General features: G+C 52.4%; 11 protein-coding genes. 1 reads left to right on the top strand and 10 read right to left on the bottom strand.

What is annotated here, in order from left to right:
• Positions 1 to 118 precede the first annotated feature (118 nt).
• Positions 119 to 1,159, bottom strand: coding sequence for a tRNA 2-selenouridine(34) synthase MnmH (mnmH, locus tag DVH26_RS09025; protein ID WP_239633367.1), 1,041 nt, complete (start codon positions 1,157 to 1,159; stop codon positions 119 to 121).
• A 133-nt stretch (positions 1,160 to 1,292) separates the two neighbouring features.
• Entirely contained in the window at positions 1,293 to 2,357 is a 1,065-nt protein-coding gene (gene selD, locus DVH26_RS09020) for a selenide, water dikinase SelD (RefSeq protein ID WP_239633366.1), read from the bottom strand.
• 176 nt (positions 2,358 to 2,533) lie between these two features.
• Here selD and DVH26_RS09015 point away from each other — a divergent pair, with 176 nt between their 5' ends.
• Positions 2,534 to 3,025 carry a hypothetical protein gene (locus DVH26_RS09015; protein ID WP_239633365.1) on the top strand — a complete coding sequence of 164 codons (492 nt, stop codon included), beginning with the start codon at positions 2,534 to 2,536 and terminating at the stop codon, positions 3,023 to 3,025.
• A 619-nt stretch (positions 3,026 to 3,644) separates the two neighbouring features.
• On the opposite strand, the gene DVH26_RS09010 is transcribed toward DVH26_RS09015, so the two are convergent.
• The 8 genes from DVH26_RS09010 to DVH26_RS08975 form a co-directional block, all read right to left on the bottom strand.
• Positions 3,645 to 4,592, bottom strand: coding sequence for an aminopeptidase (locus DVH26_RS09010; protein ID WP_239635321.1), 948 nt, complete (start codon positions 4,590 to 4,592; stop codon positions 3,645 to 3,647).
• A gap of 22 nt (positions 4,593 to 4,614) precedes the next feature.
• Complete coding sequence (locus DVH26_RS09005; protein WP_239633364.1) at positions 4,615 to 5,286, bottom strand: AroM family protein; 672 nt, start codon at positions 5,284 to 5,286, stop codon at positions 4,615 to 4,617.
• 203 nt (positions 5,287 to 5,489) lie between these two features.
• Complete coding sequence (locus DVH26_RS09000; RefSeq protein WP_239633363.1) at positions 5,490 to 6,425, bottom strand: DUF1177 domain-containing protein; 936 nt, start codon at positions 6,423 to 6,425, stop codon at positions 5,490 to 5,492.
• A 50-nt stretch (positions 6,426 to 6,475) separates the two neighbouring features.
• Positions 6,476 to 7,537, bottom strand: a complete 1,062-nt coding sequence (locus DVH26_RS08995; RefSeq protein WP_239633362.1) for an S-methyl thiohydantoin desulfurase family protein — start codon at positions 7,535 to 7,537, stop codon at positions 6,476 to 6,478.
• Between the two features lie 10 nt (positions 7,538 to 7,547).
• The gene (locus tag DVH26_RS08990; protein WP_239633361.1) at positions 7,548 to 9,149 is read right to left on the bottom strand and encodes an OPT/YSL family transporter; all 1,602 of its coding nucleotides are present in this window, start codon (positions 9,147 to 9,149) and stop codon (positions 7,548 to 7,550) included.
• A 71-nt stretch (positions 9,150 to 9,220) separates the two neighbouring features.
• A complete protein-coding gene (locus tag DVH26_RS08985) occupies positions 9,221 to 10,114 on the bottom strand; it encodes a DMT family transporter (RefSeq protein WP_239633360.1) in 894 nt (297 codons plus the stop codon).
• A 2-nt stretch (positions 10,115 to 10,116) separates the two neighbouring features.
• Complete coding sequence (locus tag DVH26_RS08980; RefSeq protein WP_239633359.1) at positions 10,117 to 10,785, bottom strand: aspartate/glutamate racemase family protein; 669 nt, start codon at positions 10,783 to 10,785, stop codon at positions 10,117 to 10,119.
• 143 nt (positions 10,786 to 10,928) lie between these two features.
• Complete coding sequence (locus DVH26_RS08975) at positions 10,929 to 12,446, bottom strand: PucR family transcriptional regulator (RefSeq protein ID WP_239633358.1); 1,518 nt, start codon at positions 12,444 to 12,446, stop codon at positions 10,929 to 10,931.
• Positions 12,447 to 12,450: the final 4 nt, after the last annotated feature.

Here is a 12,450-nt window from a genome sequence, read left to right as displayed (position 1 = left end):
AAAAGACCTGGACGAGGTCTTTTCTTGAACAGAAACATATGAAATTGGAGGAGCTGCCGGGCGGATGGCTGCAACTAAGTGATGCGGACTCAGGATCGTTATTTTGCCGATTGCAGGGTTATTTCCTCAGCTTCAGCTGCTCCAAATAAGCGGTCACTTTTTGTATCGCATCGTCCGGATCTTGTGCTGCCAGCCGAACCTGCCCGCTCTCCGGCCGGGAGCTCGAATGCTCGTAACGCGGATCGTAATAATGCTCCAGCAGCAAGGCAATGGCTTCTGCAAAATGATTCATTAAGAGCTGCCGCTCGATTTCCGCAGCGACAGGAGTATGGATGCGCCGTTTAATGCGCTCATATGCGTCAATGCACTCTTTGTTGTGCTCGGACGGGTTGTATTCTTCGATAATATGGCGAATGCGCGCCTCCATGGGCATCTCGATATGAAGCTGAAGCCCCTGCTCCTTGCCCTCGGTAAGAAAGTCGGGCAGCACGACCTTGCCCACCCGCTTGCTCTCCGCTTCCATCAAAAGATACGGCTGCTCATTATGACGGAGCAGCTCATCGAGCAGCAGAGCCTCAAATGTTTTCTGATTATTCGGCTTTAAGCCGATTTGGCCGAAAACCGAACCGCGGTGCCCCGCAAGCTTCTCGATATCGAGAACAGGATATCCTTGCTCCGCCAGCTTGCGCAGCAGACGGGTTTTGCCGGTCCCCGTGTAGCTGCTTAACACAATAAGGCGCGGCTTCAGCTGGAACTGCTCCAGCGTCTCGACGACCCATTTCCGGTAAGCCCGGATGCCACCATGGAGCCGGTACGACCGGATCCCCATCAGCGATAACACGGTTGCCGTCGTCCTGCTGCGCATCCCGCCTCTCCAGCAGTACACGGCCTTGCGCGAATCGATCTCCTCAAACTGCTTGACAAACGTAGGCAGCTTGGCGGAAATAATCGCCAGCCCCCGGTCTTTGGCCGCCTGGAAGCTCTCCTGTTTGTAGATCGTGCCGATCTCGGCACGCTCCTTGTCGTCCAGCAGCGGAATATTACGGCTGCCGGGTATCGTGAAATCGTTGAACTCGCCGGGCGAGCGGACGTCTATCAAGGTCAGCTCGCCCTTCTGGCGCTGCTCCAGCAGCTCTTCAACGGTGATGTCCTGAAACACGTTGCTTCTCTCCTTCTAGCCGGCCGGGAGCATCCGACCGGCCGATGCATGGGGGTATCGCTTGGTCTGAGGCGCATGCCGCCAAGCGGTGGGATGCCGCCCCGCCGTACCGCGCGGGGCGGGTCCTGGAGGGCTACAGCGTCTCCACGACGCTGATGTGCCCCGGATGATCGGCGACGACCTCGCCGATCATGGCCGCTTCGACGCCTGCTTGAAGCAAGCTTTCAAGCAGGCTGTCGGCATCATCGGCTGCTGCCGAGATCAGCAGCCCGCCTGAGGTCACCGCGTCGCACATAATCCATTGATCAATCTGATCCATGGATGGTGCGAAGGTGACCGTGCCTTGCAGGTGCGCATAGTTGTTCTTGGTGCCTCCCGGCACGAAGCCGGCCTCCGCGAGCTCGCGGACGCGCGGCAGCACCGGCACCTGCGAGAAGCCGATGCGCACCCCCACACCGCTGCCCTTGGCCAGCTCAGCGGTGTGGCCCAGCAGGCCGAAGCCGGTCACATCCGTACACCCGTTTACGGTGTACGGCTCCATCACTTCGGCCGCGGTTTTGTTCAGCGTGCTCATCACCTGCGTGACACGCTTCACTTCATCCTCGCTCAAGGCATCCTTCTTGATCGAGGTGGTCATGATGCCGACGCCGATCGGCTTGGTCAAAATCAATTTATCGCCGGGCTTGGCTCCGGCGTTCGCTTTTACTTTATCCGGATGAATGATACCGGTTACTGCAAGGCCGAACTTCGGCTCATTATCGTCGATCGAATGACCGCCGACCAAGGTCGCTCCCGCTTCACTCACTTTGTCCGCCGCTCCCCGCAATATGTCGGCGAGCACCTGCTTGTCCAGCTTACTGATAGGAAAAGCGACGATGTTCAGTACCGTCAACGGTTTGCCTCCCATTGCGTAGACGTCGCTTAACGCGTTGGCTGCCGCGATCTGACCGAATGAATACGGATCATCGACAATCGGCGTGAAGAAATCGACCGTTTGAACGAGCGCCAGCTCATCCGTCAGCTTGTACACACCCGCATCGTCGCTCGTATCAAGCCCTACAAGCAAATTAGGGTTCGGCACGGACGGGGGCAGCGTACGAATGACCTGCTGCAAATCGGCAGGTCCGATTTTGCAGCCGCAGCCTCCTTTGCTGGATAGGGATGTCAATTTTACGCGTTGCGCATTGGCTTCGCTCATGGAATGCAGCATCCTTTCTATGGAAAGATTCGTTTTAAACCTTACATTAGCACAGGTTTGCCGAAAAATACAGGTGCAGCCTGCCGAACTGCCGCTTCTTTTCCTTCTTTCCCGGTTGCGGTATATTATATTCATATTATATTCATACCGTCGTGTCTTTTTGGAAGGGGGAGCCTATGCTGATCAATTACGAAAAACGCGATTTGGAACGCGCTGCCGTCACTATACTCATCGCTTTGTACAATAGGAACCACTCGACCAAGCTGCGACTCCTCTATCAACAGGATAAGCCTGATGCCGTTTTGCAGGATTCGAATCATCGAAAGCTCGGCGTCGAAATTACCCATCTGTTCTACGATTCCGAGGAAGCCAAAATGCTATTGGGCCGTTCCCGGGAAAACGTGCACACTGAAGAAGTCATTGAATTGCTTATAAAAGAATTAAACAACCGCATTATTAAAAAAGAAGCCAAAATCAACACATACTCGACCCAATATCCCGTTTCGCTCATTATAAGAAACGCGTCCCTTGCGTTCGGCATGTCGGATATATTAAGCGTCAAGCATCTGATTTATAAGCCGCAAGGGAAATTCGTCAATGTCTGGTTTCTTTCAAGAGATGGCACGGACGAGTGGCTCCTAATAGATTTGAATCATTTGCCGGGGTAATGGCAATTTGGGTTATTATAAACGGAGCGGCCGCCGTCACGCCTTCCCAGCCGTATTGAGGGCGAATCGCATGATCGTGGTAAAAAAACCTCGTACGCTTACCAGCAAGAGAGATCAGATTTGCGGTTTACTCCGGCTGGTAACTCTTGGGCGCAATCAACGCCGGATTTCACCGTCATCCATGGATGCGGCGGCTGCTGGAGTTGAAACAGTAGGTAAATATGGTACGGTCGATCGATGGACGAGGACGGTCAAGTAATGGTGATCAAAGAACCAGTGTCCTGTAAAGCGGATTTTCCGCCTTACAACGTGCGATCTGCTCACAGTCCTTGCTGTAACGCGGTTTTTCCGTGTTACAACACAACTCTTGGCCGGATTTTCAACAGATCGTCCTGTAACGCGGTTTTTCCGTGTTACAACACATCAACTGGTCGTGTACACACCGCCCTCCCTCGCTTTTTCCATCTTCCAGCCGGAAGCATGCTGCCGCCCACTAAGATGCCCCCACAGCCTGGAGCTTTGTCTCCAGTTTGTCATTTGATAGACGGCGCTACTCGTTATGAAATTCAACCCAAATAAAAAAGCCGGCGGCTGCAGCAGCAGCGCCAGCTTTCACAATTTACTGTACAAAACGTCCGCTCTCCATGATGAGCTTATCATCGATGTAGACGTTCGGCTTGGTCACGACGCCATCGATATGGACGCCGGCCGCGATCGTTCCGCCGAAGGTGTTGTTGCTGCCGAAGGCAACGTGGATCGTGCCGTACACCTTTTCATCCTCCAGCACGACGCCTGTGATTCGGGCTTTATCGTTGGTGCCGATCCCGAATTCACCCAGCTGCCGGCCGTCACCGTCACCGAGAATTTGCAGCAGCCGATCCGCGTCGGCGCCTTCCGCGGAGACAATGCGGCCTTTCTCGACCGTGATCACCAGCGGAGATTGCAGCTTACCTATTCCGGCTACCGAGCCGTCGATCACGATCTGGCCTTCGGCTCCTCCTTCTACAGGAGCTATGTAAGCTTCACCGGACGGCAAATTGCCGGATTCACCGGGATTCAGATACATGCCAGTGCTAGGCACCCCGTTACGGCCTGCAATCGAAAACGACAGACTGCAGCCGTCCTTTTCGATCCGAACTTTTTGACCTTCGGTCAAAATATCCGTTACTTTCTCCGTCAATGCTTTTACCTGCACATAATCCGCCGATATAGCGCCTTCCAGGAACATATCCTCGGTAATTCCCGGCATCGTTGCCAGCCTTGCGCCTGCGGCCGCCGCTTGTTTACGTGCTTGCGTGTGCGTCAAGGAATGCTTCGTGATGCACACCACGACATTGGAGTTGGCCATTGCGATCGCTATAGGAGCCGGGGGCTCCTCGCCCGACTTCGTTCTTTCCTTCATGACCGCAAGCATGGACTCTGCTCCAAGCTGCTTTCCGGCTTCGTACAAAGCCTCGGCAAGCTCTTTTTTCACATCGTCCGTTACTACGAGGAACGTCTCTCCCGCTTTCAATCCGAGACAGCTTTGCAGCACGTTTTTACTAATTTCCGTCAATCGTTCTTTCATCATTATTCATCCTAACTTTGTATTAGATCATTTCCGATACTAATTTTGCCATAATTGCATTGGACAATACAACCGGCAAGCCGGAAGCACGGGCAACCAGCTCTCTGGATGCTTCCGTATACCCCATACAGTCGAGCAAAATGACATCGGCTTGATCCTTCAGCTCCATCGCCGCTTGATGAAAATTAGCTTCGTTATTATGATAAGGCGACGCTACGGCGAAGATCGGGTCAAGTCCTACCGGTTCATACTTAGGCCGAAGACTTTCCATTTGCTCCTCCAGTGGCACGATCACTCCGAACCGGCGGCCGCCGACCATCGCTTTGACGGTTGGAGGGATGATGTGATCCGGCTCAATCAAATACGATGTCGACGTGCTGAGTCCTGGAAACACTCCTGTACACAGCAGCAATATTTGTTTGATGCCGCTTTGCTCCAGCTGATCGATCTTGGCTTGAAGAATCGGTTGAATTTTTTCGCGCGACATGACGACGGAATCTCCGGTAGTAAGGCGCGAAGTGAGAACATAGTCGCCTGCCTCCGGATGCAGATTTTGCTCGATATATGACTTGGTCATCCCGTCCAGGACGCCAACCTGAACGAGCTCCGCCCGGTTGTCCAAATATTTCTCGATAATCGGTGCCACATCCGTGCGCGGCGCTTGGCCGATCGTAATCATCCCCAGCTTCTCCATCGTTCATCTCTCCCTAAAGTATTGCTTCAGCAAACTCGCTTCATAAGCCAGGCAGGTTTAATCGTAATAGAATCGATCCCCGCTATACGCTATGCTTTATCAAGTTAACGATCTTAAAACTCCCAATGCGGGAAAAAAGGGGATTAAGCTCCCCCTTGCTTCCTTTTGGCCTTATGACCTATATCATGAGAATGGTATTGCAATTACTCGTTCCCCAACGTTTGCAGCACTTTCATGGATCCATACAGCTTAAGGATGCGGTCGAATTCCGCTTTGTTGTAAAACTCGCAGGTTCCGTTAGTCATTTCTTTGGCTACTTCCACCGCGAAGCGCGCCGCCGAAGCAATGTCCACTTCATGGCTTGCTCCCGTACCGCAGCCCGGAACGACCGATTGCGCAGTAACCGCTACACCGACAACCGGAGCATCCGTCGCGACAGCCGGCTGAAGGATGGAGTTGATGTGATACAGATCGTTGCCGTAAGGCGTAATGTCTTGTGTCGTAATCGGGAAGGTGACCGGAATTTGTCCCGTCGTCATTTCCATGATCCGCAGCAAGTCTTCGCTTACGCGCAAAATGTAGCCTTCTTTGACAGTCGGAGAAATAGCAATCCCTTTATGATTGATAACGCGGTTTCCTTTGGTCGTATCGATGGACAGGATCGCTTCCATTTCGGGTACGATTTCGTGCTTGTTCATCGTCAAAATATCGACCGGGGAATCCATGAAGTCTACCGGCTCGTGCGGGCGGGTAGGAGCATCAGGACAAATGTGCGTCGTAATGATCACATCCCCCTTCAAAGAGTCGCCTCTCGTCTGCATTTCCGCAAGCTTCAATGCTGAAGCTACTGCCGCAACCGCTCCGTCGGCATCGGATACGAGCCCGATACGGGACGGACGTGCGCCGATCCCGCCAAGACGGCCGATAATACCGAATGTCGGCGCGTCGCCGCCCTTGCTTTTCCCGTTCGTCCCGGGGATGACGATTTTGATGAAGTCCGTGCTTCCTTTTTCCCCTTCCACGACCGTTACCGTTACGGATACATCGGAATAATCCTTGAATAATTGCTTAACCTGCTCGCCGCTCGCATAACCGCTGTCCATAACGTCCAGCGCCAGTAATGTTTGTTTCAATGTCATGATGATTTCCCTCCATGTGGTTCTATCTAGTTGTCTATATCGTGTACCGCTTACTTGATATAAGAAAGGATCGATTTCTTAATGATGTCCTCGATTGGCTGCAACAGCTTCTCGTTGCTCATAGTAGTGCTGAGCAGCAGCTTCTCCTTCGGCACGGCGATAACCGCCAGCTGCTGGCCCTTTTGAATGGCTGCCGTAACGATAGGTCTGGCCGTCTTGGCGTCCAGCGTCATGATCAGGTCAGGGAACGTCGCGAACCGCTGGCCGTCTTTCTCTATCGTCATATATTCGTTCCAGAACGTCATTTCATGCTCATTGTTGATACGGACCGTACCTACGTCGAACCCGCCGGTCGTCTCCAGCTGGAAGTCGGTTACTTCCCCGGTTGTGACGACGGTTCCGCCCAGCTTGGCCACTACCGAGGCGATAGCCGCTTCACCTTTATGGGCGAGCAGCGCTTCCCCTACTTCAATCGCTTGGCTGATAGCGCCAGCCGCTCCATTCGACTTCGCGTATGCACGGGTTACCGGGTTACGGGCCACCGCAACGAGACCGCCGGCTTCTATCGAAGCTTTGCGAATGAGGGACGCTGCTTTTTCCAGCGAACCGGAAATGCTCATCTCCACATAATTGTCGGCTTTGCCGCCGACTCCGGCCTGGTGGGAAATATAACCTTCCACCTCGGATAAATTCATCGAGCCCATAGCGCCTGTAGGATGCGCCCGGCCGTTGCAAGCAAAATCCACGAGCGGAATGCCGGTAATCGCCGACTGGAACCAGCCGTTGACGGTCGTTCCCGCACCGTTCTCATTCGTATGAATGGCTTTGACGGACTTGCCGATTTTTTGCGTCAAGATTTCCAGTGCCTTCGCGTAATGGACCGGCTTAACGAATTGATCCTTCGCCGCCGGCGCACCAACCATCGATACGGTTACGAACAAATCCTCATCATCGAACTCGTCGATGGTATACAGCTTCGGTTGACCGATTTCGAGCGCAAGGCGTCCGATCTGCAGGCCGTCGTCTATCCAGCCCCCGCCGCCTCCGCCTAATACGGCGCCGCCAAATACGGCGTACTCCACCATTTTTTCATCCAGTTTCATGATAGCCATGGAAGTCGCCTCACTTTTTCAATTTGAATACAGAATTAAAGAAGCTATACAGTGCATCTCCGGCAATAAAACCGGCAGCCAAAATCGTCATTGGAGTTTCGGCTTCTTTACCTTTTACTTTCAGAACGATAATCCGGATCGCAATACCTACAAGAACAGCCCAACAAGCGTTCGGAGTAGCAATCAGCAAGCCTGTTGCGAACAATACCCCGATTTGGCGGGAAGGACCGCCGATCAGCTGAACGATGGCGCCTGGAATAGCCCACAGAAGCAGCTGCTTCGCTACCTCAGGAGAAGCTCCGGCTTGGATCGTCGAAACATACACTTTATCGATAGGTGGAATCAGGTTTTGTGCAAAGTATCCGTTGTAGCTGAAGATAACGGTGATCAAAGCCACCCCGAAAGCGATCATCGCAGTAATATACTGATGCTTTCTGCCTTCCAGCTCGTACTCGCGATTCACACCGTTGCCGCGCAAGATGTAGCCTGTCTTCAAGTCGTAGCCCATATCGGCGAACGCGGGGCCCGTAGCTGCACTAAAGCCGGCCAGCATCGCAAGAGCAAGCGGCGGGAATCCGATCATCATCCCGAACAGCAGCGTAATGAAAGCCACGGCGAAGGCTGGGAACCAGCCGGAATGCATCGCTGCAATCCCTACGATAAGCTCATGGACGAACGCTGCGAAGGCTGCAAAAACTAGGAATCCGATCAGCATGCCGATCGACATTTGAGTCATCAAACCGCCGACCAGCGCGATAATGAGGGCAATAACCAAGTAAGCGACAAAGCCGAGACCGAGCGTGCGGCGCGCTGTCGAAACCGTTACGGTGTAGCTGCTTTCATCTTCCGGCTCCGCCGTTGCGGCAGCCTTGTCACCTGTTTTCTTTTGCTTGCTGAACACGAGCATCCCTGCTTGAACCAGAGCGATAATGCCGGCGCCGATCATTACGCCGTGTGCAATGTACAGCTTGTTCACGTCGACGTTGAACCAAGGCATCGAATATTGCCGGATCATCAAGCCGATACCGAACATCGTTAATGCCCAAATGTTCCCGATAAAAGCAACCCCGAACGCAGACATCGAAATATTGAAGTAGGAGCCGATCAATCCGACAACCGTACCTACACCTAACAGTCCAGCCCGTTTGCCGCCTTTATCGCCGGCTTGAATCGATTCGGCTGTAGCCAGACCGGGAGCCCACGTCCCTTTTGCCGGAAACAGCTTGGAGTCGAACAGCTTGTACAAAATAGCCGCATCGACAAACATCGCTAGAGCGGCACCGATCAGCATCGGAACGACCAAATGCGGCGCTCCCATCGCAAAAGGAATCCCGATCGGAATGAGCAGGCTGTTAGCCGCTCCGAACGTTGCCGAAGAAATCGACGTTTGAACGAGATTTTGACGGTGAACGGACTTATACTTTTTAAAAATAGCTATAGGAATTCTCGCTATCAGCATTGCTACCAACGCGCCGATGATCGCCGTATTGGGAGTTACACCTAGCGTGGTGACGATCTGCATGCCGATAATCGCGCCTAGAACGGCGGTAACAATATTAAGAATGAGCGCAAATGGCTCAAAAATACTTGGATGCTTCTTTTCGTTGTCCATGGATAATCCCCCTTGATTGTGTGCAGATCATTCTCTCCATATATCATTTGCCATTCCATAAATTTTCATGTTCAACTCTTTCGGGCCGGTTCCATGGTCTTTCGTCTTTTGAACGACCCGAACTGTAACGTGCCGAAGAGAACTCCTAAGATGACCAGAGATATCCCAAACATTTGCTGAAAAGAAACAGCATGCCCGAACAGCAGTACTTCAAGCAGCAGCGTCATGAGCGGCTGTAGGTTGAGGACGATAGAAGCTTTGGCTGCCCCTACGGCTTCCATCCCTTTGTTCCACATGACGCCCGTCAATCCTTGCCCAACGATGACCGATACGATAAGCAAACTCCACAGGCCGATAGACTGGTTCCACTCGATGACGGATACCGCTCCGACATACGGGCCCAAGAAGATCGCGCTCAATGTGAACGTGTAGGCCGTTATTAGAAAAGACGAGAAATGCCGAGATAAAAATCGGGTAAATATCAGGTTGCAGGAAAACGTAAAGGTCGCTCCCAGCAACAGCCAGTCACCGATATGAAGGGCAAACCCTTGTGTGTTCAGCGCCATGAACAATCCGGCGATCGCTGTGAGACAGCCGGCTATCATACGCCATGTAATGCTCTCCTTTAAGAACACGGCCGACAGTCCTGCCGTAATAAGCGGCGCCAGGGTGAAGATAAGCGATGCGTTGGTCGCCGTTGTAAATCTCAAGCCTTCGAACAAACAGATTTGGTTCGCAATAAGGGCAGCGGTGGAGCCTAGCAGAAGCAGGATCACCTTCTTGCTCTTCACTTTGACAAGCGATTTGGTGACTACCGCCCACACTAGGAAAATGCACGATACCAAAGCCAAGCTTAGTGCCGATAGCACTAACGGAGAAAACTCCCGCAGCAAAATTTGTCTGGAAATATAATTCAACGCCCAAATAAATACACAAACGATTAGCAGTACATAAGATCTGGCCAAAATCAGTCTCTCAAAAGATCTGTAGATTCCGGACTCTGCCATCTGTACAAGCTGGAGGCAAACAGCCCCTCGGCTTCTACCGCATCTATAACCGGTACTTGCAGTTCTTTTCTAAGGACATCGGCAAATCCGATGGTGGAAAATCCCGTACATGCAAAGACGATAGCCTTGCTGCCTTGAGAGACCAACGATCGGGCAGCCTCAAGCGCCTGCGTCCTTCCTGACTCTGTGAGCAGGTCGGTCGTGTTCGTTACACCTTCAGGCTGGATGTATCCGACTAACAAATCGCCCAAAACGCGGCCTACTGCCGGCGGAATGCTCTCCGTAATGCCCATGGCGCCGACGCGTTCCCCTGCAGCCAACGCTATTAATGCTGCTGCGCTCCCGGCACCTATAACCGGAATCGAAACGTTACGGCGCAGCAGCTCCAACCCGGGATCCGCAGCGCAGCTGATCAGCAGAACTTTGCAGCCTTCTTGTTCCATAGCTTTGCCCAGCTCAACGATTTTCGGTACGGCGATAGCTTCGGTTTCCTCGTCATAAATGCCTTTGGGCTGATCCGGGATACACCGGCTTATGACGGGAATGCCATACAATTTCGAAACAATATTGCCATGTTCCGCAATAATGTTCGGATCTTCGGCCGTGAAGACTCGGATTAGACCAATCATTCGTTTCCCCTCCTTTACGATATTTCAATAATCTGAAATCGACTGTATTTAAATTGTAAAGGGTTACATGGAGATCAACAATGTGCCCGTTTACCAAAAGTAAATAAGGCCTATTGTGCTCAGAGCACAATAGGCCTTATTTTTCACCCCTGGTTTTTCAATAGATGGAAAGTTGTACAAAAGTAATAGGTAAATCGTTTTTGCATATTATCTACATCAATATCCGCAATTTCCTTTATACGGTCCATTCGGTATTTAACGGAATTGCGATGAATATAGAGCCGGTTGGCCGTTTCGATAAGGCTTCCTCCGGACTCCAAGTAATAGTAAAGCGTCGTTAGGAGATCCGTGCCGTTCTCTTGATCGTAGGCCGTGAGTTTCCCGATATGGCTGTCGACCAAAGAGTCAAAGGTAACATATTCGGAGCAATCCAGCAAGAGACTAAATAGTTCCAGCTCTTTGTATATATGAATCGTCCGTTCCCGGTTCAAACGCGTACCGATCAGAAGAGCTTTCTTCGCTTCGACGCAGCTGCGCTGAATATCCTTTAACGGGGTTACCGTTCCAAAGCCGATACGAATCTGGCTCCAGGAACGCACGAAGCGCGACAAGACGGAAGTCCAGTCCTTGGAGCTCGTCCCGTGATCGGACAAAATCAGAATGATCCGTTCTCCTTGTCTTATTACGTGGGAACGCGTCTTCCGGTTTCCGGATTGCTGCAAAATCAACTCTTGTAATTTTTGCATAAAAGGAGCCTGCTCTTCCAGATGGGACGCTTCCCCTTCAATCATCGCGATCTCCCAGCTCCATTCCGGCAGCAGCCCAAGCTGACGGCCCCTAGTCTCGATTTCCTGCAGGGTAAGCGGCAGTCCCATCAGCAGCTCCTCGAAAAAGCTTCCCCGCAGTCTCGTCTCCGTATCGTGAGCGATCTTCCTTCTCATAATTTCCAATGAAAATACAAGCCTCGCCTGTTCTACACATACAAGCTCCAATTCATCCAGCCGCTCCCGCGCAACGACCAGCTCGCCGACGACCTGGTTGTCTACGATAATGTTCCATCGCAATTCGCGTGCCGCCGTCTCGTTAACTGCATCCCGCGGAGAGCTGATCAGCACTTCTCCCGACCTGTCCAGCACCCGAATCGGCGATTGCAGCAGCTCCGCGACATTGTCCGCCACAACCTGCAAACCGCTATTGTTCAGCACCAGATTGGTCAGCGTCTTGTACACTTCTTCCGACCTTCTCAATATAACGGCTTGTTTGTCCAATATCCGCTCCATAATGGAATGCGTAATATCGATGTAAGGTATGCCTACAGGCAGTTGAATAACGGGAATGTCGTACTCGTTGCCTTTGTCGATCATCTCTTGAGGGATACCTGCGATAAACCGCTCCGGCTTGACCGCTACGCCGGCCGCCCCGACTCGCGCCAGATGCTCGACCAGCTTTGGAAACAAAGAAGGATCGTGGCGCATCGAATAGCCGGTCGTCAGGATCATCTCGCCCTCCCGCAGCCAGCCTTGAATATCGGGCACTTCCATAATATCGATATATCGGACGATCCGGTCCAGCCCTTTTTCCCCGCTGATCAGCAGCGCATCGCGCATAATCGGCAGCTGCAGCATTTCGCGAACCGTCATCCCGTTGAAATTCATCCCCATCACC

The organism is Paenibacillus sp. H1-7, assembly GCF_022354825.1.
Classification (GTDB): Bacteria; Bacillota; Bacilli; order Paenibacillales; family NBRC-103111; genus Paenibacillus_S.
This window is presented reverse-complemented; position numbering and strand designations above follow the sequence as displayed.